The 25169-nt window shown below is 38.0% G+C and carries 20 protein-coding genes; 14 read left to right on the top strand and 6 right to left on the bottom strand.

Annotated elements, in window-relative coordinates:
• Positions 1-16 precede the first annotated feature (16 nt).
• The 9 genes from OCV39_RS18685 (at position 17) to OCV39_RS18725 (ending at position 12085) form a co-directional block, all read left to right on the top strand.
• Complete coding sequence (locus OCV39_RS18685) at positions 17-2809, top strand: acetate and sugar kinases/Hsc70/actin family protein (RefSeq protein ID WP_261889666.1); 2793 nt, start codon at positions 17-19, stop codon at positions 2807-2809.
• Between the two features lie 17 nt (positions 2810-2826).
• A complete protein-coding gene (locus OCV39_RS18690; RefSeq protein WP_261889667.1) occupies positions 2827-3465 on the top strand; it encodes a hypothetical protein in 639 nt (212 codons plus the stop codon).
• Positions 3466-3598: 133 nt separating this feature from the next.
• Positions 3599-6493 carry a helicase HerA domain-containing protein gene (locus OCV39_RS18695; RefSeq protein WP_261889668.1) on the top strand — a complete coding sequence of 965 codons (2895 nt, stop codon included), beginning with the start codon at positions 3599-3601 and terminating at the stop codon, positions 6491-6493.
• 2 nt (positions 6494-6495) lie between these two features.
• Positions 6496-7146, top strand: a complete 651-nt coding sequence (locus OCV39_RS18700; protein ID WP_136995341.1) for a hypothetical protein — start codon at positions 6496-6498, stop codon at positions 7144-7146.
• Positions 7146-7634, top strand: coding sequence for a hypothetical protein (locus OCV39_RS18705; protein ID WP_261889669.1), 489 nt, complete (start codon positions 7146-7148; stop codon positions 7632-7634). Before OCV39_RS18700 ends, OCV39_RS18705 begins: the two co-directional genes overlap by 1 nt.
• Positions 7627-8583, top strand: coding sequence for a coiled-coil domain-containing protein (locus OCV39_RS18710; RefSeq protein ID WP_261889670.1), 957 nt, complete (start codon positions 7627-7629; stop codon positions 8581-8583). The genes OCV39_RS18705 and OCV39_RS18710 overlap by 8 nt, the downstream gene beginning before the upstream one ends.
• A 120-nt stretch (positions 8584-8703) precedes the next feature.
• A complete protein-coding gene (locus OCV39_RS18715; RefSeq protein WP_136995344.1) occupies positions 8704-9522 on the top strand; it encodes a C40 family peptidase in 819 nt (272 codons plus the stop codon).
• Positions 9523-10635, top strand: coding sequence for an ankyrin repeat domain-containing protein (locus OCV39_RS18720; protein ID WP_261889671.1), 1113 nt, complete (start codon positions 9523-9525; stop codon positions 10633-10635).
• A 19-nt stretch (positions 10636-10654) separates the two neighbouring features.
• On the top strand, positions 10655-12085 hold the full coding sequence (locus tag OCV39_RS18725; RefSeq protein WP_261889672.1) for a hypothetical protein: 1431 nt from the start codon (positions 10655-10657) through the stop codon (positions 12083-12085).
• A gap of 161 nt (positions 12086-12246) precedes the next feature.
• On the opposite strand, the gene OCV39_RS18730 is transcribed toward OCV39_RS18725, so the two are convergent.
• Positions 12247-13017 (bottom strand): siderophore-interacting protein, encoded by a 771-nt coding sequence (locus OCV39_RS18730; RefSeq protein ID WP_261889673.1) that lies wholly within the window; start codon positions 13015-13017, stop codon positions 12247-12249.
• Positions 13018-13469: 452 nt separating this feature from the next.
• On the opposite strand from OCV39_RS18730, the gene OCV39_RS18735 reads away from it, so the two are divergent.
• The 3 genes from OCV39_RS18735 (at position 13470) to OCV39_RS18745 (ending at position 18051) form a co-directional block, all read left to right on the top strand.
• Entirely contained in the window at positions 13470-13775 is a 306-nt protein-coding gene (locus OCV39_RS18735) for a hypothetical protein (protein WP_261889674.1), read from the top strand.
• A gap of 164 nt (positions 13776-13939) precedes the next feature.
• Complete coding sequence (locus tag OCV39_RS18740) at positions 13940-15010, top strand: efflux RND transporter periplasmic adaptor subunit (protein ID WP_261889675.1); 1071 nt, start codon at positions 13940-13942, stop codon at positions 15008-15010.
• On the top strand, positions 15007-18051 hold the full coding sequence (locus OCV39_RS18745) for an efflux RND transporter permease subunit (protein ID WP_261889676.1): 3045 nt from the start codon (positions 15007-15009) through the stop codon (positions 18049-18051). Before OCV39_RS18740 ends, OCV39_RS18745 begins: the two co-directional genes overlap by 4 nt.
• 92 nt (positions 18052-18143) lie before the next feature.
• Here the strand turns inward: OCV39_RS18745 and OCV39_RS18750 are convergent, their stop codons facing one another.
• The 5 genes from OCV39_RS18750 to OCV39_RS18770 all read right to left on the bottom strand — a co-directional run bounded on the left by OCV39_RS18750 (position 18144) and on the right by OCV39_RS18770 (position 23646).
• Positions 18144-18371, bottom strand: a complete 228-nt coding sequence (locus OCV39_RS18750; RefSeq protein WP_261889677.1) for a hypothetical protein — start codon at positions 18369-18371, stop codon at positions 18144-18146.
• A gap of 149 nt (positions 18372-18520) precedes the next feature.
• Positions 18521-19267: a helix-turn-helix domain-containing protein gene (locus OCV39_RS18755; RefSeq protein WP_261889678.1), complete on the bottom strand. Its 747-nt coding sequence runs from the start codon at positions 19265-19267 to the stop codon at positions 18521-18523.
• Positions 19268-19462: 195 nt separating this feature from the next.
• Entirely contained in the window at positions 19463-20986 is a 1524-nt protein-coding gene (locus tag OCV39_RS18760; protein ID WP_261889679.1) for a peptide MFS transporter, read from the bottom strand.
• 574 nt (positions 20987-21560) lie between these two features.
• Positions 21561-22229, bottom strand: coding sequence for an OmpA family protein (locus OCV39_RS18765; RefSeq protein ID WP_017051218.1), 669 nt, complete (start codon positions 22227-22229; stop codon positions 21561-21563).
• 838 nt (positions 22230-23067) lie between these two features.
• Positions 23068-23646 (bottom strand): hypothetical protein, encoded by a 579-nt coding sequence (locus OCV39_RS18770; RefSeq protein WP_261889680.1) that lies wholly within the window; start codon positions 23644-23646, stop codon positions 23068-23070.
• A 173-nt stretch (positions 23647-23819) separates the two neighbouring features.
• Here OCV39_RS18770 and OCV39_RS18775 point away from each other — a divergent pair, with 173 nt between their 5' ends.
• Positions 23820-24485, top strand: a complete 666-nt coding sequence (locus OCV39_RS18775; protein ID WP_261889681.1) for a hypothetical protein — start codon at positions 23820-23822, stop codon at positions 24483-24485.
• 162 nt (positions 24486-24647) lie between these two features.
• Positions 24648-25127: a hypothetical protein gene (locus OCV39_RS18780; protein WP_147239175.1), complete on the top strand. Its 480-nt coding sequence runs from the start codon at positions 24648-24650 to the stop codon at positions 25125-25127.
• Positions 25128-25169 lie beyond the last annotated feature (42 nt).

The following is a 25169-nucleotide window of genomic DNA, read 5'->3' on the forward strand; positions in this document are numbered from 1 at the left end:
ACACGTCGAGAATAAAATGAAAACAAAACGAATTACAGAGTGGAAGCTGTCCAATAAGGCAGCACAGCAAATGGATGTCGATTCTTCATTTGAGAAGATGGTGAAAATTTTAGAAGAAACAGTTCAAAAAGAAATTGTTGCTTTTGTTAATGGTTCAGTATCAATTGATGAAACAGCACCATTAGTTAAAGCACTAAATACCTGCTTTACAGAAATAGAAAATGACTTTAATGCTAAACGTTGGTTGGGTTTTGAAGGTGATATCTTTTTTGATAAGCAAGCTAGAGGCTTTTGGTTGCTTTCAGAGAGTAAAATTAAATCTTTTAATAAAGGTCGCAAGTTTTCATCTGGCCAGCCTTATCATGAGGTAATAGAAGTTATCAATTCTGTTATACAGGATGGTTTTAATGAATGGGATATTCCAAGTATTGAAATTATTAAAAAACTGACGAATCTAACAAAAACCCCATTCAATACTCGCAATGGGCGTTTATCTCTTGATTACGGTTGTTTATATAAAAAAGATATAAACGTTCAAGGTCTGGACTGTGACAATGGCTGTCATAATGATTGTGAACAAGGCTTTTCTGTACCTTATTTACCTCAATCAAATATTGCATCGCTAGGATTGAAAGGCCTATTCGTTAACGTTATTTTTAATGGTTTTATCCCAACCAAACTTAAAGATAATGAGCTATACAACTCATTAATTGTTGCACTAAATTACAAAAACAAATCAGTAATTCAAGAGTTAGGTGACAACACGAAACTTTTAAATAAGATGGTTTCACAGAAATTAACCGACACGTTGCTGCTTGAAGATAGTATTCGCGCAGACATTGCGCCTTATCATTCAAAGATGGTAGAAGACACAGCGTTAGGGCATTGGTCTTTATGGACTGATGAACTAGAAGGGATAAACGAGCAAGTTATTCAATTGCCAACCCCAATGGTGGCTCGTGATCCAAAATCAAGCATCAATGATGGTGTTGTTGGGATAGATTTTGGCACCAAAAGTACCGTAGTCGTCTATCAAAAAGATAATATTAATATTCATCCGATGCGTGTGGGGACGGGGGATCTGAGTTCTGATATTCAAGCGTATCATTATGAAAACCCGACCATCATGGAGTTTCGTGATCTAGAAGCCTTTATTAGTGCTTATAATTCTAAAGACAACAAACCGTACACGCGTTGGCAAGATCTCACTATTTCTCACACCGCAAAAAACGCAATGGAAGGAACGGAGTCAAACCAATTCAATACCTTTCTTGATGAGATAAAACAGTGGGCCGGAGACAAAAACAGAAAGCTAAAGATTGTTGGCCAACAAGGAAAAATTATCGATTTACCTCCTTTCCTTGAGTTAAGCGATGATGACTTTAACCCTATTGAAGTTTATGCGTACTATTTGGGTTTATACATCAATAACTTAAATAATGGCATTTATATGGACTACATACTGTCGTTCCCAGTGACCTATGAGATGCCTATTCGAGATAAGATTATTGAGAGCTTTGAAAAAGGCTTAAAGAAATCCCTTCCAGCCGAATTGGGTGCTGATGCGATTGCTCAATTAACGGTTACAAAAGGGGCGAGTGAACCAGCAGCCTACGCGCTAACGGCATTTAAAGCCTATGATTTTGATCCTGAAGATGACGAACGTATTTTTTATAGCGTATTTGATTTCGGTGGTGGTACCACTGATTTTGATTTTGGTATTTTTAGAGAAGCAAAGAGTGGAAAAGAGCGCCGCTTTGATTATGTAATAGAGCATTTTGGCGCGGGCGGTGACCAATTCCTTGGGGGGGAAAACCTACTAGAGTTATTGGCATTTGAAGTCTTTAAAAGCAACAAAAGCAAATTACTTCAGCAACGAATTCAATTTGAAAAAAATCCAGAAAAAGATGCATTTGCAGGCAGTGAACATTTGCTGAGCAACTCTCAAGAAGCTAGAAATAATACAAAAAAATTGTGTATTGCCTTACGTCCATTTTGGGAAGAGCATGATGACTTCTCCATTGATGCCTCCGGAGAGTTAAGTATTACACTAACAGATATTGATGGAGTTCAGCATACAGGTTTTTCCCTCGATGTTGATGAAGAAGAACTGAAAATTCTGCTTTCTGACCGAATCGAGAGAGGGGTCGAGAATTTTTTCAATGCCCTCCGTTTAGCGTTTAGTAACAGCCAAGAATCATTAAATGATATTGATGACGTAAAAATTTTCTTAGCAGGAAATTCAAGTCAGTCGAGCCTTGTAAACGAACTGTTTGAAAAACACATAGCATTGCAAAACGAAGCTATTGGGAACATCGACGGTAAAAACCATTTTAAGTTATATGCACCACTTGGCGCTGATAGAGATGATGTAGAAAAACCAAATGGTAAAACAGGTGTCGCTTTTGGTCTTATTGAATCACGAGAAGGTGGCAAGATAATGGTTATCGACCGCAACGTAGGTGGTGATGATATTCATTTTAAATTTTACTTAGGTGAGCAACGTAAGTTGAAATTTAAACCAGTCGTTGATCGAGAAGTGACGTTTAATCAGTGGATTGAATTTATCGATGCTGGTTATCAAAAATTTGAGCTGTTTTATACCGATCAACCAACCTCGAGCACTGGTAATGTGGCGATATCAGACAGCAGTATTAAGAAAAAAGTGATCAAACTTGATATGACAGATGATGATGCATTGGTGTATATCCGAATTGTCTCTCCAACTAGAATCGAATACGTTGTCGCTAATGAAGGTGATATCGGTAACAACATTTATCTAAATGATATTCAATATCTAGAACTTTAATTATTTAAGGAAAAGTTATGTTAATGATACCACCAACCACAATTCCAACAGTTGTATCTATTATAACAAAATTAGCGACAAGTATCGGTCCTACGATTGCTAAATATGCGCCAATTATTATAAAGACGATAGGACAAAATTTGCCCGATTTCATAAAAACAATTGAAGGAATAAGCCTAGCTGCTGATGTACTCAAACCGAGTGAGAAAGTCGATGAACTCGGGGCGAAAGCGATGGCCGCAGATAAAAAGCCTGAAGACTTTGACCAGATAAATGATTATATCAATTACTTAAGAAGTGATGTGAAAGTTGATGAGTCAACATTAAGCAGTGATTCAATTGATGTGACTGTTCGTCGAGCTATTGGTACTTCTATTGCTCTCAAAGCTCTTGGTAGTGAATTAAACACAGATATATCTTTGCCATTTTTAAATAAAGTAAGCGAGCTAGGTGTTGAATCTAAAGTGCTACTTGAGATTATTAAGTCTTATTCAGAAAGCGGATTAAATCCAGATGATGTTGAAGCTTATATCGATGGGGAATTAACTCTTAACGAATCAGACCAGCATGGTGATGTTTTAGCGAAAGCTTATCAGAAAGCCTATCCATCAATGACTGCGGAAGAAATTGACCAAGCCGTTATGAAGGATTTTTAACATGTCAGAATCGCAAAAATCGTTAATTGAATTATTAAAGGGCGGTTGTACTGATGTTGCTGGTCAATCTTCAGTAATAGAAAAACCGTTTTTACTCGCAGAGCATGAATTTTCTCTTTACCACATTAAAGAAGTGACATTTGATGAAGAGTTACCAAGAAAAGAAGCGTTTGAAAATGTAATAAATTCATTGAATATTGATGGGATTCTTTTTCTTTATCTGCTTATTGGCGACGGAGAGAGCGTTAAGTTTTTATTTGGTGTTGCAAAAGATAAACGCTTTAAAGGTGAGTTATCACTGGATGTGGACGACATCGGTGAAAGCATTTTAAAACCGTCTTTGGAAGGTAACTTTAGAGGCAGTGTCGTTGAGAAACTAACCAAAGCGGAACGGCAACAAGTTAAAGAGGAAGTTGCCGGATTCACTAAGGTATCCAAACTTGAAGGGGTACCTAGTGTTCATGAAGATAACGAGCAATTTCAAGGGGTAGATCGCTTAGTAGACATTATGAGTGGTGATCAGTTTTGTCTTGCTGTTCTAGCCGATCCGCTGTCATTGTCTGATGTGAATGAAATAGAAAGTCAATTGCATGAAATTTATGACAAATTATTGCCTTTGGCTAAAAAAAGCATCCAAAGTGGTGAAAACAGTGCGAACACGATAGGAAAAAGCGAAGGATCCAGTACAACGCGAACAACTGGTGAAACTGATGGTACTAGCATTAGTACCAATACTGGCAAGTCTGTAAATATAACGACAGGAACGAGTAAGGGAGAGAGCTCAAGCTCAGGGAGTAACAGCGGGACGACAAGCAGCGCATCTGAGACCGATCATAACAAGCACACTAGTGGTAATGAGACAAAAACAAAAGGAACCTCTGATTCAAAAGCGACTGCAAAAAATATAGGCTCAAGTACAACGGATCAAACGGGGAAATCGTCAAGTGAATCTCGTGAATTTTCCGATAAGGCAGTACAAGAGTGGGTCGATTATATTGACGATGTATTACTTAAACGAGTTCAAATTGGTAAAAATAAAGGTTTATATCTTTCAAATATCTATTTGTTATCAAACTCTGAAGCTAGCGTTTTAAAATTAGGGAATACGGCTAAATCCATTTTCTCTGGTGAAGAGGCGAATAAATCGCCATTGACACTTAAAAAAGTAACAGTGAATCATGAGATCACAACGCTGAAAAATTTTCAGTTTCCGGCTTTTAAAAAAGGAAAAGATGGAGCAGTTACCCAAGATAAAAATACTCATCAATTCAATATTTTGTTGTCTAAAAGCCCGTTTAGCCAGTATTCATGCAATTGGTTATCAACTAATGAATTAAGTGTTGTTGCTGGCTTGCCACAAAAAGAGGTGGTTGGTTTAACGCTGAAGGAAGAAGTAGAATTTGGGTTAAATCTGGCAAGAAAAGTCGCGGATGATAATAGGTTATTCTTAGGTAATTTAATAAAAAGTGGCTTGCTTCAAAAAACAAAAGTGTGCATTGATAAACGGGATCTGGATAAGCATACTTTTATTGCAGGAGTCACAGGTAGCGGTAAAACAACCACTTGTCACCGGTTGTTAAACTCAGCTCAAATGCCATTTTTAGTCATTGAGCCCGCGAAAACCGAATATCGAGTATTAACTAAGAAACACAAAGACATTCTTATTTTTACCTTAGGTAATGACAATGTTGCTCCATTTAGATTGAATCCATTTGAGTTTTTCCCTCATGAAAATATTACCTCAAGAGTGGATATGATTAAGGCGAGTATTGAATCGGCCTTTGATATGGAAGCTGCTATCCCACAACTGATTGAGGCAGCAATTTATCGCTGTTATGAGGTTAAAGGCTGGAATATAGCAAACTCAAAAAACAGCCACTATGAAGATCCATTTGCTCCAGGTGTATACGCGTTCCCAACTTTAGCAGAACTGATCACAATGACTGAAGAGATCGTTAAAGAGCAAGGGTTTGATGATAGGTTGAAGCAAGATTATATCGGCTCAATTAAAGCGCGTTTACAGGGCTTGTTAATTGGCTCAAAAGGACAAATGTTAAATACGCCACGTTCTATCAACTTTAAAGAGTTGGCACAACGTAATGTCATACTAGAGCTCGAAGAGATACGTAACCCAAGTGAAAAGTCACTGATTATGGGTTTTGTATTAGCAAACTTAAATGAGGCAGTACGAGCTAATCATGAAGAGTATAGAAAGCGTGGTGATAAATTTAGGCACATTACTTTAATCGAAGAAGCTCACCGCTTGCTATCTAAGTTTGAAGTTGGAGACAGTTCGAATAAGAAACAAGGGGTTGAAACTTTCTCTGATATGTTAGCGGAAGTGCGTAAATATGGTGAATCACTGATCATCGTTGATCAAATACCTAATAAACTCACACCAGAAGTATTAAAAAATACCAATACTAAAATCATTCATAAACTGTTTGCACAAGATGATAAAGAGGCAGTTGGAAATACGATGGCACTTTCGGATGAGCAGAAAGACTTCTTATCCAACCTTGAGCCAGGACGTGTGATTTTATCTAGCACTGGTATGACGAAGCCACTGCAAGTTCAAATCAAAGAGTTTGTTAGCACAACGGAAGAGTCGGATGTTGCTCCTGAAGAAATTAGAACAGCGGCATTGCAATATTATGCTGACAATTATCAGACAGGGATAATTCAAGGTCTGGAGTTGTTAGAAAACAAGCCATCTGCAGAAGTCGTTGAGGAGATTTTGGAAGGATCACCAACAACAGTTTGGCTTGATACAGTCAAGAATAGAAAATCAACGTTTAAGTTGCAGAATTATATCAAGAATTTTGGGCTTGAATACATACACCAATATATTTTGACAACTTGCTATAAACCGATTGGAGAAACCAAAGAGGACGATAAGCAATATCAGACAAGAAACGAACGATTAAGCCTGTTTCTCTTGTCTGTGTTGGATAACCCAGAATCAACAATGACTCTGAAACAAAAAAGTGCATTAGCAACCAATATAATCGGAAATAAAAGGATATAAAGATGGGCTTGTTAAGTAGTATTTGTAGTTGTGTAAGTGGTGCATGTAGCTTGGTTAGCAGTGCTGTATCTAATATTGGGCGGGGTATTGTAAGTGCAGCAACCAGTATTGCGAGCTTAGGAGTCAGTATTGCTGAAAAAGTTGCCGATGCGATTAAAGCTGTGGGTATCTCGTTAGGTATTATTCGTCCAGAAGATACAATGGAAGAATTAGGTGAACGGGCGATGCTGAGTGATAAAAAGCCAGAAGATTTCGACTCTATCAATGAATATATTGACCATCTAAAAAACAATGTAACTTTTGATCAAGAGACATTTGATAGTCTTGACGAGAAAGAACTATTAGCTCGCTCTTCAATTGGTGCATCTATTACCTTGAAAGGGATTAATGAGAAATTAGATGCAACGGTAACACCTGCTTTTATGGCAACGGTGGCGTCTCAAGATCTTGAAGCGAACGAAATCGTTGAAACAATAAAGATTTATAAAGAGAAAGAATTACAACTTGAAGACTATGAATTGTACCTGAACAACGAACTAACACTTGATGAGACGGACAAGCATAGCGACGCTTTAGTTGAAGCCTATCAAAAGCTAGAGCCTGAGTTATCATTTGAGCAAATTGAAGATAAAGTAATGGGGCTGAGTAAGTAATGGCTGATTTTTGCATTCAAGTAAAAAATAACAAAGTGAAAACAGACCGTATTGTTGATGGTAATTTAGAAGTTATTCGTTTTTCTGGAGAAGTATGGATATCAGATAATGATTATTGGGACAAATTTAAAACGAAAGTTGAATATTGTGAGAATGAGAAATTAGCATTCGTACTTATGTCAGATATCGATTCGTTTGAAATTGACTCAAGTATTTCCATATCGGATGTATTCACTAATAGTGAAAGGTCAATTAAATGGATAATTGACAGTTATAATTTCGCTCATTTACACATTACGCTATATCCAGATGTTTTTGATGCTATCAACATAGGTTCAGGCAAGGGCAGTAAAGAGGATGCTATTAGCACGGAAAAGGAATTTCATGCAACGCAAGTAGAGCAACGAGCAAACCCGGATAACAACAGTTTACAAAATCATTACCGTAAAGTGACCAGAGGTTTTTCACGAGGTACTCACAGTGAATGAAGCACCGCATGATAACCAAACCTTAAAGCAGGGTTTAATGATTTTACTAGATGATATTGATATTCGCAGAAAGTTGGATCAAATTTTCACTGAGTCACTTGATACGATCTCTACCGAAAATCTTCAACGTGACGCTTTTGATAGTGTTGTCGAATCGCCTTCAACATGTTTTGGCCAAGATAATTCTGATATGTATGAAGAAAACTCGATCCAAATTGCTAATAGTCAAGATAGCCAATTAATTGAACAAATTAAAGGTGAGAATCAGGAAATGAAAGCAGTGATTGAGAAGCTGAAGTCGTTGTTAGGCTTAAAAGAAGCTGCCTTAAATGAAAATAACCTTACTATTACCAAATTGAATCATGGTAAGAATGCGTTAGAGTCCGATCTCTCGAATTTGAAATCTGAGCTACATAAAAAAAATCAGACTTTATCTGACATTAATGAGCAACATCGAACCGTACAAGTTAAATTACGATCCTTGACAAATACGCATGAATATCAAGAGCAAAAAATTGCCTTCTATCGAGATTCGTTTGAAGAAGATCTACGTATAAAAGAGCTTTATGAAGATCTCTCTTTTCAAACTAAAAAATCCACCGAAGGCATATTTAAGGATACAAGCATTCAAGGGTTAATTGCTTGTGGTATTCAAGAAAAGAACATTTCAAATTTTTGGGATTATGTTAAAAGTGAAGTGGTTAATGGTCACAATCCAGATCAAGAACGTATCATTATCTTATTTGAGCTTCTTTTCAAACGCTTTCAACTTGCGTATCCAATGTTTGAGCGTCAAGCTGTTAAAGTAGCAGATAAATTCGATACACAGAGCCATATAAAACACAATAGCAGTGTAAATATGAGTGGGAACATAAGAAATATTTTATTTTTTGGTTATATCAATATCAAATCAGGAAAAGTTATCAAACCATCCGTTGTGATCATTTAAATAGTATATCTTCCTTAAAAAAAGTGGCGTTAATTATACGCTACTTTTTTCTTCTTGCGGCACATTACGTCATATCCCTGTTTATAGTGAGCTTAATAGCTTACAGGAGGGAAATATTCAATGTTAAGCAAAATAGTCAGCGTTTTAGGTATCAATAGTATTGTTACGCACTTTGTTGATAAAGAATTCAAACAAACTGTTGATGAACCTAAGATCGGTAGCATTCTATACACTGGGTTATTGGGCGATGCTATGGAGCATTCAGGTATATACATTGGTAATGGAAGAATTGTTGAACTTAATAGCCAAGGGTGTATTGCAGAGGTTTCACCCGAGGAGTTTACTAATGGTGGTACAGGCATCAATATTTATGTTAGCTCTCAAGGTATACACCCTGTCGGTTCAACTTTAATTTCAGATCGAGCTATTCAATATAAAAATGACGTTGGCCAAAAAGACTATAACTTACTGTTTGATAATTGCCATATGTTTACTGCGGCATGTATGACATCAGAGTTAGATAATGCGTACTCTTTTTTATGGATGATAAAAAATCTTGCTGGCCAATCATTAGGTGCGAATAACTGGTTAGTTTGGCAGAAACCGGCCAAGACGCAGGCTGAAATCCCCCCGTCCCCACATTATACTCAGAATGACCTGCAAGATGCTCAGGCTAAATATAAGACACTTCGAGAACAATCGGATCATTTGTGGCACGAAATCAAAAACTTCAACAAGTTGATGAGGGAGCACGCAGAGAATGGCCCAACGACTTGGTTTTATACGACAGATAATCGTTTAGATTGCTATCAGCGTCGAGCGCGAGAACTTGAAGAGATAAGTTATGTACACATGCAGAAGCATAAAGATTTGGTGGGTGACGAGATAAAAGCTGAACAAAAAGTACATGAAATTAAAGCGTTCTTGGGAGTTAACTAAATGACTAAGAATATTGAACAGCAAGTAAATCAACACATTTGCTGTGGCGCTATAGCCGAACTTCAACTTATGGCAATAAATTGCGAAATTGAATTTAATATCGTCCTTCAAGTACTGAAAAATAAAAGGTATCGAGTTCTATATGAACAAGTGTTTAGTGATGAGTTTGTAGCGAAATTAGATAACACTCACTGGGCGGCATTATTGCTGCAATCTATTTATCATAAAGATCTGTGTCGATTTGATAGGCAGTTTGTATCTAAGAGATTTTTTATATTAAACAAACAGACGCAAACTAAGTTGGCTAGGTTGTGTTGCTTACGTTTTGGTTTTGCTAGGGAGCAGCTTCAGACTATGTTTAGACTTGGTGCTTCAGTTGATGACGCTATGCTTAATACGATTAAACCTAGTCATCCCAACTTTGATCTTGTACTGGCTTATGCAGATCTTAACCTCGTATCAAGCTGGTTAAATGAACAGCTAAGAAAGGCCTTAAATAAACTGAAGCATCCTGCAAACTATAGTGCTCGCGCCAAGGTGAATTTGAACAAAGGTTATGGTTGGTGGTCAGATGATCCCAAGATGGTGTTAAGTGAGTTTCGAGTACTCTATCTACTGTATGGAGCCAAGGTGCCATTACATACCGCAGACTGGCTACTTTTGGCTGTCCTAACCGAAGATTACCTCCTGTTTAAGGGCTACTGCATGGGGTGTGATACTTTTACACAAAAGGCTTCAAACGGCATGTTACCACTGGTTGAAGCTGCTGGTAGGCATAACCATTATTGGGCAGTGAAAGAATTGTTGGAGCATGGAGCAGACCCAAATCAAAGAGATGGGAATGGCTTTTCTGCTCTTTTCGCAGCTCTAGCAAGAGAGGATTGTAGTGAGTCGATTATTTCATTGCTTTTAGAATATGGTGCTGATCCAAGTTATAGGGATTTTTCTCATTCAACACTTTTATGGTCATTGAAAAAAAACTTACCCATTCATATCCGTCAAAGGCTAGAAAAAGCAGGAGCACAAGAATACCCGGCTTATCGTCCGACGATTCAGTTCTGTGGTTATCAAAATTTAGAATTAACAAAAACCATACATGAATTATCTAAATAATATCTATAAGGGAATTAAAATGAATAAAAATAAACAAGTGCTTGTCGTTGTTTTGGCTCTAGCTTTATCTGCATGTGGAGGCGGTGGTGGGAGCTCCGCTGGAGGGAGTTCAGCTACTTTAAAAGGTAAAGCTATTGATGGATATATTAGTGGTGCAACAGTATATCTTGATCTTAATTTTAATAATGTAATGGATTTAAATGAACCTTATACGGTTACTCAAGATCAAGGTGACTTTGATTTAAACATTCCAGCAAGTTTTGCCGAGTGTGCACAATATGTTCCCGTAGTAGTGGAAGTGCCTGAGGGTGCCATTGATATGGACTTCCCAAATACACCAATCGAAGATGCTTACTCGATGGTATTTCCACCCCAGTTTGCATTGAGTTCAGATCGAGACCTTCTCAATCTTACACCCTTGACTTCAGTTGTTTGGCAACAAGTTGAACAAGAGCTCCGTACCAAAGGTTCCGATGAGCTGAGTTGTAAATCTATTCTTAATGAGCAAGAGTTAAGAGAAGACATCGCGCAGCGTTTGGTTGAACAGGAAAGACGAGTGGCAAGCCGATATAATATAACGGTTGACGAGTTGTACGGGGACTATGTTGAATCAGAGAATGTTTCTCTTCATCAAATCGCACAAGACATAGTACCAGGCTTGCAAAAATCGTATGAAGAGACGAAAGAATTATTAACTACTAAGCCTAATGCAAGCCTTGCATGGGTAGAGTACTTTTTAGGTAAATGGGATAGCTCTGGTAGTGCTTATGATGACAACTGGTATCGTTATGAATTTGTTCAAATTTCAAATGGGAACTTTAATTCTGAGACGTATGTGATGTCTGCAGACTTAGGCACTAAGCTAAACTTATTTGCTAAGCATAGCATGTCAACAGAGCAGCGGGATGGGGTGAATATTGAAAAAACGATTGGTTTGGAATTGGCGACCAATGGTTATAACTGTTCCGTAAGTGAGTGGCTAGAAACTATTCTTGAGCAGTCATCTGGGGTTCGCAATACATCGTACAAGAATGTTCTTGACTGGGCTGAATGCGAAAACTTAACGAATGGGCATTTGGTTCAAGCTTTAGTTACTAAAGATTATTTGGGGGCTGAGTTAATTAGCTATACAGAGCATACTTTCAATGAAGGTAATAGAAGTGGATTTGAGCACTTAATTGGAGTGACAGACAGTATCACTCAAGATGACTTGGTTCCTGTTCGAAATACTATTAATACAGACTTCTACAGTGAAGAAGGGCACGGGGCGGATCACTGGTCGAGGACTAAAAATGAATTCAATGATGATGAACTCCTTCCTGCACAAGTTATGACATCGCACGAAAATAATGGGAAATGGGAGCGTTTAACGACCTATCATAATGGGACCCATAAAAAAGAGTGTGGACTTTCAGAAGCTGAATTGTCTGAGGTATTATGCGATAAGTAGCATTCTATAACGCTTTAAATAAATGAAATTTGTGGTAATTTTAATCAGACTCTACGAATTACGCAACCAAGAACGCTTTCTAGTGCTAAGTGTTACTTTTTCTGAGTAGCATTAGAGATGCGTTCTCTTTCAGTTTTAATTTATAGCTAAATTAAAAGTAATTAGCCCGCTTCATTCGAATCTTGCTGTTTAATTACTTTGTGTCCATCTTCGGTGACACCTTTCTTCCAATAACTACTGATGTAAATGTTCTCTTTTGCCACTTTCTTTTCATTGCGGAAGTAATCACGTAGCTCTCGCATAGTATCAAACTCACAAGCAACCCAAACAGAGGCTGTTCCAGTTAACCATGGCAGTGATTTGATCTTGGGCGTGAGAGTGTCATTATTAACTAGCCAGATAACCTCTATGCCTTTTGGCGTATCAAGTGTTTGTATATCTGCGTGTTCAATGACTTTTATGACGGCATATCCTTTAGCGTCATCAGGAAGAGTACGAAGTTTCGTTGATAAAGCAGGCAATGCTGTCATGTCGGCAACCGTGAAGAACCAGTCTGCATTTACGTTTAAACTGCTAATACTTCCCGGTCCTGCAATATTGATGATATCGCCAGTTTTTGCATGCATTGCCCATCGAGCAGCGAAACCACAGCGACAATCATCAGTGGTATGGCGTACAAAATCGACATCAATAGTACGTTGAAGCAGAGAAAAGTGCTTAATGGTGTAAGTACGCATCACAGGCCGTTCATTTTCTTTAATTCGTGATAAATCTGTGTCTCCAGTTTGAGTAAAAATAAGTTTGATATAACTTCCTTCACAGTTATCTGGAAAATGTGCAAGTGATTCACCTTGTAGCGTAATTCTTTGCATATTCGGTGATATTTGTACTGATTTAAGCACAGTGAGTAAACTTGGTGTCGGTTTTTTCATAGTTACCTTTTGGATATTAGTTATCATTTCGATTTAGGTTATCACTACAGCTTGCTAATTAATATCGTCTTTATATTAATTTACATACGGAAACGTCGTAGTACTCAGAGGTTCAGTCCTTTATATCTAAAGGTCAAAAAAACAAAGTCATAAAGGTGTGCAATTTTTCGTTAAAGGTTTAATTTTGTTATTTAAGGTAAATCCTAGTCGCTAACTCCAATGCTTGCCTTTTTTTGTAGTCATTGTGCTTGAAGTTGTTGCAAAATTTTAACCTTCCTTATTCGTTACTTTAAGTTAAGTATGTTTAATGCAGTTGAGTTCATATTGTTGGTTAAAAGTTGCAATTATAATTGACTATGAAGTAGGTAGGTGTTTATTATTTACCCTAAATAAGGGGCACTGCCTTTTAAATGGGTTTTGGTTATCTAATCCAGACAAATGATGAGTATTAAATGAAGAAAATAGTTGTAGCACTTGCGCTTTTTGCTGTGTCGATGAATGCCAATGCAGGCAAGCCTGAGAAAGCGGGTAAAACGTTTGCGCAAATCACGGCATGTCACTTGGCGGGTAAGATTAACAAATCAGAGAAAGCGGAAGCTGACTTCGCGGTTATTGGTAAATATAAAGTAGCGACTCGCGGTGAGTGGTGGAAAAAACAGATGAAGAAAGCTCAGATGAAGGAGTTTAAGCGTCTCGATAACACCAACAAACTAGAGCTAGGCATTATGTGCGGCATCATTGAAGATAAGTATCTTTAATATTTAACGTTTTATTGAAGGGAGATCTTATATCTCCCTTTTTGATACATGTATGTCAGTTTTTGGCTTTTATTAATTCAAGGCCATAACCATTGCTAATTTCACCTTTTATAGACTTGTGTAAATGTAAACTGCATAGACATCAATACTGATTTGAGGCTTATATGAAAAAGAATAACGGACTGATTTTTAGTACATCATTACTAATGATGGTTGTAACCTTAGGTGGTTGTGGTGATGTACAAGAAGAGGTGAAGGTTGAAGAGTCGGTTGTGCGACCTGTTAAAACGTTCACTGTTACACGGGTTTCAGAATCTAAAACATGGGTGTTTCCATCCACAATCAAAGCATACAAATCAGCCAATCTTTCATTTGAAAGAAGTGGCACTTTGGTTTTACTAAACGTAACTAAAGGACAAGAAGTCAAAAAGGGCAGCTTGATTGCGCAAATTGACGATCGTGACTTCAGAATACAATTAGCATCATCTAAAGCGTCTTATAATCAAGCTCTAAAGGCATACGAAAGAGCGAAAACTCTAGCTAATAAAAAAGTGATTTCCAAAAGTCAATTTGATGAAATTCAATCGACAATGATTTCGGCAAAAGCCACGTTGAATAGTGATCAAAAATCATTAGAAGACACAAATATATACGCTCCGTTTAATGGAGTTGTATCAGACGTTTTCTATGATCAATATGACAATGTTAGTGGGGCGTCAAAGGTTTTAACTTTTATTGATACAAGTCGATTTAAGGTGAAATTTGATGTTCCTGCCGATACGCTTCGAGATCTTGATAAAAGAACGAACGCGAAATCGTATGTTATTCTTCAGGGAATAAGAGACGACAAACTCAGTGCCAGTTATGAAGAGATTTCTCTTGAACCTAATCCAAACTCTCAAGCCTATGAGATAACGATGTCTTTTGTTGCGCCTGAAAAAACAGTTATTTTGCCAGGAATGCCTGCAACCGTAGAAATTGAAGCTACAAACAAAATAAGAAATACGATCTTAAGAATTCCAATGAAAGCGGTTATATCATCTGGAGATGAAAAATACGTTTGGGTCGTAAATCCGGAGACAAATAAAGCAAATAAAAAAAATATAACAATCAAAGATGGAATTGGTGAGTTTATTTCAATTTCAAGCGGCTTGGATGTTGATGATAAAGTAATCACTAGTGGCGCGTCTTATGTATCTGAAGGCATGCAAGTATCGGAATGGGAGGCTAAATGAATATAGCTGAGTTCTCTATCCGTAATAAAGTGCTTTGTACTATTGTCATTATTCTAACTTTAGTTTCTGGCTATAATTCATATATAAATATGCCTCGCCTTGAAGACCCAGAGTTTACTATTAGACAAGCGCAGGTCATTTCGTATTACCCCGGAGCAACACCATTAGAAGTTGCTCAAGAGTTAAGTGAACCTATTGAAAGTGCCATACAACAGATGACAGAAGTTAAGTCTGTGACATCGATTTCATCTTCAGGAAAGTCAGAAATATCTGTTGAAATAAAATATGAATATTCTAAGAATAAAGCTGAGTTACAAGCAATATGGGGGAAGCTTAGAAATAAAATCTCAGATGTTACGAGTTCTTTACCTGTTGGGTCATCAACCCCAATTGTGGCTGATGATTTTGGTGATCTATTCGGGATGTATTTCTTTATATATGGCGACGATTACTCCATGCCTGAGTTGCAGGTATATGCTAAGACACTGCGTAATGATTTAATGTCGATTGATGGCCTAGCTAGAGTTGATGTAAGTGGGGAAGTAAAAGAGGCTATTTACGTCAAATTCTCTAGAGAGAGAATGCAGCATCTGGGGGTATCTATCAATGCGATCTACCAGAGCCTTGATACACAAAATTTAGTTGTAGATGCTGGAGAAGTTAACGTTGGCACAAGACGAATTGCTATTTCACCATCTGGCTCTATCAATTCAGTTGATGCCATTTCGAATATACTAGTTCAGACGTCAGACTCAGATAACTTAGTTTATCTAGGAGATATTGCTGAAGTATCTCGAGCCCTGGTTAAGCCCGAAGATAAGATTTACTACTATAACGGTCATCGTGCACTGGCTATTGGCTTGTCGGCAACAAGTGGTGGAAATATTGTTGAGATTGGTAAAGCTGTTAATCAAAAACTTGTTGATTCTCTCAATGTTAGACCACTTGGTGTTGAAGTAAGTAATTATTACCATCAAGGTGAGGCTGTTGAGGCATCAATTGATAATTTTGCTCTCAATGTCGTCTCAGCTCTGGTGATTGTAATTATAACACTTTGTATATTCATGGGAATTCAATCTTCACTTATAATAGGGTCAATTCTAATACTAACGGTATCCGCAACATTAGCTGTAATGGATATTTCTGGAATTCCGATGCATCGTATTTCATTGGGTGCTTTGATTATCGCTTTGGGAATGATGGTTGATAATGCGATTGTTGTAACAGAAGGAATATTGATTGGAGTTAAAAAAGGACTCAACCGTTTAGATGTCGCTAAGTCAATTGTATCGCAAACTCAATGGCCACTATTGGCAGGAACACTAGTCGGCTGTGTTGCTTTTGCTCCTATTGGCTTCGCTCCAGGCAATACTGCTGAATATACAGGGCACTTGTTCTGGGTTATTTTAATTTCGTTACTATTTAGTTGGCTGTTCGCTATTAGTCTAACACCACTATTTTGTCATTCGATGTTTCAAGCTGAAAAAAAAGCGGTTATTGATAAAGAAAACCAATTTACAGTTCGTTATAAAAAGCTAATACGTATGATGCTTAATCATAGATGGAAAGTAACGTTAATTACAATCATATTATTTTCGACATCAATTTATGGTTTTGGTTTTGTTAAAAATGGGTTCTTTCCAGCATCAACAACTCCTCAATTTGTCGTTGATTTATGGCTACCTGAAAGTACATCTATCGAAAAAACAGATGAAGAAATTAAGGAAATTGCAAAGTTCGTAGAGTCTTTACCCGGTGTCAATACCATTCAAACTTCTGTTGGGGCCGGAGGCATGCGTTATATGCTAATTTATGCTCCTCAGTCGCCAAATTCGTCTTATGCTCAATTATTAGTAAAAGTTGACGACTATCAAAGCATCGATGGAAATATTGTAAAAGTTCAAAATCACATCAATTCTGAATTCCCTGACGCGCAAGCTAAGGTTTGGAGGTTTCAGTTAGGTCCTGGTGGTGGCTCAAAAATTCAAGCTGAGTTCTTTGGCCCTGATCCTAGAGTTCTTCGTCATCTTGCAAATGAAGCAAAGGCTATTATGCACAGTGATAGTGATGCGATTTCGATAAAAGATGATTGGCGTGATCAAGTGAGTGTACTCGAGCCGATTTTTTCTAAGGTAAAAGCTAATAGGGCAGGTGTGACAATTCAAGATGTAGCGCTTGCTATAAAAACCGCGTATTCAGGTCAGCAGATCGGATCATATCGTGATGGCGAAGATATTATACCAATCATTTCGACCTCCCCGGACTCCGAAGTTGTTAGTACAGAAGATATCTATAATATTCAGGTGATCAGCTCGAAAACGGGTAATATCGTCCCACTAACTCAAGTTGTTGATGGCTTTAAAACAGTTTGGCGCGATGGCCGTATGAAGCGAGAAAATCGAATTTGGCGCATTAAAGCTGAAGCCGATCCAAAGCCCGGAATCCTTACTTCCGTGTTACGTAGCCGACTTGCGGAAAAAATAGAAGCAATTGAGTTACCTACTGGTTATTCATTGGAGTGGGGAGGGGAGTTCCGTGATTCTAATGAATCAAATGAGGCGCTCGCAAAATCACTGCCACATGGTTTAACAACGATGGTAATCATTGTCTTCGTGCTATTTGGCACAGTTCGTCAACCACTTGTGATATGGATGGTGGTTCCACTTGCTATCATTGGAGTCGTTATTGGTTTACTTTCTGCAGGGATGCCTCTCGAATTTATGGGTATTCTTGGGTTGCTTTCACTTTCAGGTTTGTTGATTAAGAATGCTATTGTACTGGTTGATCAAATAGATCTTGAAATCAATGATGGAAAACCTCGATTCACCGCGATTGTAGACGCGGCAACAAGTCGTGTACGACCTGTAACGATGGGGGCACTAACAACCGTGCTTGGTCTTGTTCCACTTTATTTTGATGCATTCTTTAAGTCGATGTCTGTTGTCTTAGGTTTTGGTTTGACCTTTGCCACGATCCTGACTCTCATTATTGTTCCTGTACTTTATGCCATTATGTTTAGAGTCAAAGCAACAGAAGTGTAATCAAAAGCTAGCATATTAATGTTTATTAAAACTCTGACGCTATAAGCCTTCTGTTTTCAGAAGGCTTATTTTGTATGGTGGGTGCGGTAGCATTATTTTGTAATGATAATCTTGGGTGCAACGACAATGGGTTGCATTAAGCGTAAAGCAATCGGAGTCAATGCCTTTGTTACTTTCGCAACGTTGTACAGTGTAGGTGCAACATTGATATGTTTCGTCGGTGGTGCAACTAATAACCTTGAACTGTAACGGGTACTTGTACAGCCCATAGTTGACGTAATCATAATAAGTGTTAGAGATAGATATATGGGTAATTTCATTGTTTGTCCCTTTTAACATGCAATTACTTATATGAGGCTTGATTCTTCAATGCTCATCTTGCTTGTTAATATTTTGGCATTTATTACGATGATAGATAAAGCTTAACAATTGAAGTTTATAATGCATCCACTTGAAGTAACATATGACGTTACTTGTTGATGTTAGAACTGACAGTATCAAACATATCGAAATGCCAACGTCTTAATGCTATGACGATAGAGGTACCGTTTCGATCATTGATATCTAGATTCGAGTCTTCATCACACGCTTCGTGAAAGTCATCGACGAGTTTTTGAACCTGTCCCTGAAATTTTTGGTTAGTATGTGGAGACATTAGTCCTGTCGCCATTACTAGTTTTTCATCCTGGCGACTAAAGTAGCTATTAAAAAATTCAGGTAAGACTTCCTTCAGAAAGAAGGACTGAATGGGCCCTCCACCAATCCAGTCAAACTTAGGAGAAAGCAATAGGCGTATACGGTTGTCGGGCATCAACTCAATGATACGCATTCGATCTAATTCGGCGAGTTTTTGAATCAGTACATTTTTATTGATGTTATAGCGATTAATGATTTCCTCATATTTAAATCCGTTTAGCACGCTAACTGACACTAAGAGTAAAACTTTATCCGACACGATCATCTGCTCTTGCTCAAATGATAATGTTTGAAGACCTTGGTCGGTTCGGGAGGCTAAACGGAAAAGCTCCGTTAGATCAATTCGGATGAGTTGGCAGATTTTTTCCAGTCGAGTCAAACTTATATTGCTTCCATCAGCGAGTAGACGTTTGACTGAGCCTTCACTCAATTCAAGTTGGGTTGCGATATCTCGATATTGAATTTCGTGCAGTTTTAGTTGCTTCTTTAATTCTTTGATGACAATTTTTGTTCCTGACATACAAGTTCTCAGTGTTTCTTGTCTAAGGGATCTACCAAATAATCTAACAGTTTACTCATCCTAAGTAATAGATCTTAAAGCAGTTATTTTCATTGAAAATACCAAAAGCGCCAAATGGAATGCATTTAGCGCTTTGTTTATCATCCTTCGTCATGCCAATATTCAGTTATTAACTAAAATTGGCCAGTTGAGATGTTAGCTATTGTCTAATTGAGGTTCTAGCGTTTGTTTCTGTTCTTGCTCTTCTTTTTCAAGAGCTTCACCACGTTCAATTAGATTCTGAATGACACGCGATAGACCGAAAGTCAGCACTGCCATGAACGCTGCAATTTGCGCTAGCATGTAGAAGTATCCTGTGTAAACAGATTCAACCACTTCGTGTGTGAAAACAATATCTTTAGGAAGTGCTATCTTAGTTGCAATAACCGCCGCTAAAATACCACTTAGTGAGATAGCGACAGCGCGTAATCCAATTGAGAAGGCTGCTAAATATCGAGGAACCATCTCAAAGATGAAGCCAGCACCAAGGGCACCAACAATTAGCTCTGCAGCAGATTGAAAGAAGTGCACAGAGAGGATCCAGTTTGCGGATATTTTCCCGTCGGGCCCCATTGAATCTGCTGATAGTCCTAACAATGAAAATGCGATCGCACTTAGCACGAATGCACCAGCGATTTTAGTTGGGATTGTTGGAGAATAGCCTTTACGATCTAACCATGCATAAAGTTGAATCATTGGACCACCAAGAACAAAGCACCATAAAGGGTTGAATGCCATGTTGGATTCAGGGTGAATTGGAATAAAGCCGAGTAACGTATCCCCCATTAAGTTGATTGCGTACATATTCATTGAAGTAAACATTTGACCATAGAAGAAGTAGAACACGATCAAGATACAAACGGTAATTAGTACCGCAACCATTTTGTATTGGTACGCTTTTGTCGCCCGTGTTATCTCATAGATAAAGTAACCAATGGCACCGAAACCAAGCGTATACAAGATATATTTGCCAGTATCTAGATTGGAGAATATCCAGAAAACTAAGCCCAGCACCGCAATCGAACCACCGACGAACATCGCCCAAGTCATAAACGGAAGAGGTGTTGTATCTATTGGGTTACCGACGTTGCTGAGCTCCTTACGGAACTTAAAGAACATCAATAAGTTGCCCATCATCAACAGAGCTGAAATAAAGAAAACACCTTGGTAGGCGAGGTAAGCTATTAAGAAAGGAAAGAGGTATTTTGCAGAGAAAGAACCGAGATTGTTGATTGAATAGTTTACCGTAAGACCCTGCTGGAATGCATCGCGATTGGTTTCTGAATATGAGTTGCCAAACAATACTGTAGGACAGGTAGCAGATAGGCCACGAGCATAGCCAATGAGAGCAATAGCTAGGATGCTTAGAGGAATATTAAGGCTGCTTGCGCCAATGCCTAGTAATATAAACCCTGCTAAATAAGCCGTATATCCAATATAGACTGCGCGGAATGCCCCTATAAATTTGTCAGCGACAAACCCACCGACGGCTGAAAAGACAGGCCCTACCGCGCCAAACGCTCCCATCATCATTATGGTATCAGCTTCACTGTAGTTTAAGTCATTTAGGAAAAACTTAGTTAAGAGAACAAATGTTCCATAGAAAGCGGCTCCCCATAAGAACTGCCGCAGAATTAGAATTTTGGATATGGTAGGAAACCTAGAATTATGGTCTTGCATGTTTTGCTCCAGACATTTGGATATAATTATTTGTGCCTATCAATTGGCACTGTTCGCCTTCATTTTTAATAGTGCTTTATGCTAAATTTGTAAATAAATTTAGATTCTTCTTTAACAAAAATATCACGATTGCAGTTTAACTAGCTATTAAGTATGAATTTCATAGTGTTTATAGCACGCATGAATATATGAAAATGGTACGAGTGCATCAAATTTTAATGTGTTTAGTTGCGCATTTGCTTTTGTGAGGTGAAGCATGCATTTTAGGAGGTTATCAAGTTTAAAATTGATGCTTGATTAGTAAAATTTAAGGTAGGGTTTAGTTGAAATATGTTATCTAGATATGGCGTTAAGAATAATCGCGAGGCTTAATAGTGGATAGCGCATAAAAGCGAATTAAAAAATCTGAAGTTTGTAGTTGAATGTAGAGAGTATCAAAATTGAAGATAGACAGGGGGCGATTTAAAGAGTGTAGTAAGCAATAAATATTGTTGATCATTCTCAATTAGAAAGGAATTTTTGGGTATAAAAGAGATGTTGGTAGGCCGCCTAAGATAGACAGCCTAAATTTGAATTACTTGAGGGATAAGATATTGATTTCAACGCGGCGGTTGCAAGCTTTACCCTGTGATGTTGAGTTTGTACAAATAGGGAAGCGCTCACCAAGACCTTTACTAGCAACTCGACCTGACGCAACATTTTGACGGACTAGGTAGTTCGCAACAGATTGAGCACGTTGCTCAGAAAGTTTTTGGTTAGTAGCATCGCTGCCGGAGCTATCAGTATGGCCAATAATGTCTAGGCGTGTATCAGGGTATTCCACTAAGATTAGAGCAATGCCATTGAGTGTCGAGTAAATGCTTGAAGATAAAGAGTAAGATCCCGAACTAAAGCCAATACCATTTTCCATTACAAGTTGAAGCTCGTTTTCACCAATACGTCTCACTTGCACACCAGAATTCGCTAATTTAAGACGTAAAGCTTCCTCTTGTTGATCCATATAGTAGCCAGTACCAGCCCCGATTAGTCCACCAGCCGCAGCACCACGTAATGCGTATTTTTTACGTTCCTTTGCATCGTCTCCTGTCGCTAAACCAACCGCAACGCCAGCTAGAACACCTGCAATCGCACCTTTGGTCGCAGAGTTTGTTTCCATTTCGCCTGTAGTGGCATTTTGCCTTTGAGTTGCTTGGCAACCTGTCATTAACGCTGCCAGAGTGATAATAGAGATGATTTTTTTCATGGGATTTATTTCTTTGATTGAGAGATAGTATAAATATAAGCGATTAAGGCAGATATATGAATTATTCAGTAGCGATAAGGCCGAAATTAACCGTAAATTGACGAAGTGTTGTGGCGCAAGGGTTAAGTGCTAACAATAAACATCTAAATCAAAACTCAATGGGCTACTTACTGATGAAGAAACAGGTATTAGGTGAATTGTCTAGTGCCATACTTGGAGAGTTTGGTTGTGGTAGAAGGTCGTGTTGGAAAGAAAGTAGCTGATTAACGCAAAAAGAGAATGTATTGCTACATTCTCTTTCTATTTATTCGAGCTTTAATGGCACTTCAACTGAGATATCTGACAATTACCTGTTGTTGAATCAATTCTAAATGAAAGGGCATGGGAGTGATAGTCAATGCCATCGTTCCAGATCATTTCACCAAAAATTTTACATAACGTTAAATCACTGACAAATCCATGTTTCTCTATATGCTCTATAACTGAAATTAATTTAGTTCTTATTTCAACTGGACAATCGTTGTCCATTCGGTGATTCAAAGCCATAATTTTATGCATATTTACTAGCCACTTTATGTTTTTTTATGAAGCAATATGAACAGTTATATTAAACAAAAAATGGGCGATTGTAAATGTTTTTGTGAGATGGCTCTCGTTTTCGTCTGAGTTTATGTTGATAAAACCATCAAGTGTGATGAATTTATATTCAATACATATTAAGACGCTTCTTGTATGCCTTACAGGACGGGGCTCTCAGCTAGGTAGGTAAATTAAAACTCATAAATTGTGTTAATCCGGTATGTTGAGGTGTCCAGAATGTAGAGGTATTGGATGAACATTATTTTTTGGAATTAAATTCAAGATCTGACATAAAGTGCGCATCTTGTAACACCTTAGCCTCATAGATGTAACGTTGCTCAAGAGTTTCAATTTTTAGCATTAAAGCGATAATGTCAGATTTTAACTCCTGTGCTGACTTAACGTACTTAAGGCTAGCAGTGTGATTTGCGATTAAATTATTTTCTATGCAATGAGAACTCAAACGTTGCCATGTTAAAGTCATGCCGTTAATTGAATCAATCTTCTCGCTTAAAAGTGTTGAAGCTTGAGACAGTTGAGTCGCTAAGTTAAGTGCGCTTTGAATTTGATCTTCCAGTATTTCGTGAAGATGAACTTTTGCTGGGTGCCAAAATGTCGTGAGCTCTTGAAGGGTAAACTCTTTGGACATGAAGATTTGGGATTTGTGTCTAAAGAGAAGTTCATTGAATTGGACTGCACTTAAGTTATACCACTCTTCCAGCGCTTCATGTTGCTTTTGAGCTTTATCCCAAGTCACAACGGTGCAGTGTTGTGCATTTGAGTAAAAACTGAACGAAAATAGCGCAAGATACAGGCTAAATCTGATGCATTTCTTCATAAAAACCAATGTGCTGAGAAGTTATATATAGTATAGGTTTATAAATGATGGAGTGCCTAAGAGATAAATTAGATCTATATATCAGCTGCCTTTAAAAGCTCTCACAGGTTATGTCAACTTGTTGTACACTCAAAACTATATATATTGGGCAACTGCTTTAGAGATATATCCATATGAAAAAAGTAATAATTATGATCGTCATTTTAGCCATCCTCGGCGGGGCCGGTGCTGGGTATTATTTCTTTTTCATGCAAGAGGACGACTCTGATGCCGCAAATCAATCTCAAGAAACCGCACCAATACAGCAGACACCCTCAGAAGGCTTGGTCATTGATTTAACCCCCAAACCTGAAAATACTGAATTTTATGTGGCATCGGCCAAACTCAATATTATGGATCGTCCATCTAATGACGGTATTATTATTGGAGCCTTGTACAAAACGGATTTCGTTGAGGTGCTTGAGAAAAAGGACGGCTGGGCGCGAATCTCAGAAAACTTCGTTTATGGGGATGGAGAGTTGGAGCAAGCTGACTGGATCGATATGTCATTTTTAGCCATTGAAAAACCAACTATTTCTAAAAAAGAACGTATTGAAACTATAGATGCGTATATTGCTGAGTCAGATGACTTAATGGACTACCGAGCTGAATTTCGAGCTGCGACAGAGAAGCTTCTGAACGAAGGCCAATGTGAACCGAAAGACTTTGAACAGCTTAAGGGTTGGATCCGCTCCATCAATTATAAAGATGAACCTGTGTATTTCGTCTATTGTGATGGTCTGGAGCTAGAGAACAAAATTTATTTAGATGTATCAACGACAAAATTGTTTTATAAGTAATTGTAATATAATGATATTTGTCAGATGTCTATTGGCTCTGGTGGCTTTTAGATCTTTTTAGTTGTTCATTCCTATAACTGGGCCTATTATTCAGACTTTCGCAGTGGGTTCGTTTCACCACTTACTGTCACTTTACTACTATATATGTTGGCTATGTTTCGAGTGCTGGTAAGATCTATTCTTGTATTTATGTGTGCGGTGGTTTTCCCCTCGCAGGCGTTTGTACAAGTAGAAATCAGCCCTAATAATGAGTATACCCAACCTCAAACCAATCACGCGGCATTCGAGAGCGAGTTTCAGGCTGAGTTAAATCGAGTGTTGAGTTCACCGAACTCCTTACATATTGGTGACACTCCACCAATTTCAATCGATCTTCATCGTCGTCCCATCCATGCGAACGTTAATCAGATTCGTTGGACATATACACCTAGAGATCAAGAGACCATTGATGACCTAGGTTTTGACTCGCATAACCGCGATGATCTGCCACAATACCAATTTACCTTATCGTCCCTAAAATCTATGCCAGCTTTCGCTTGGTATTCGAAAATTATCCTTTCAAATTATCGTATTTCTGGCTGGAAAGAGAGCAACGCATTTTATGTTGCCCTGAATAGCCAATATTCCTCTTCATCTATTTAACGATTCACTTAACTCCATACCTATTCGATAGGTAGTCTCTAT

It is taken from the genome of Vibrio cortegadensis (assembly GCF_024347395.1).
GTDB lineage: Bacteria > Pseudomonadota > Gammaproteobacteria > Enterobacterales > Vibrionaceae > Vibrio > Vibrio cortegadensis.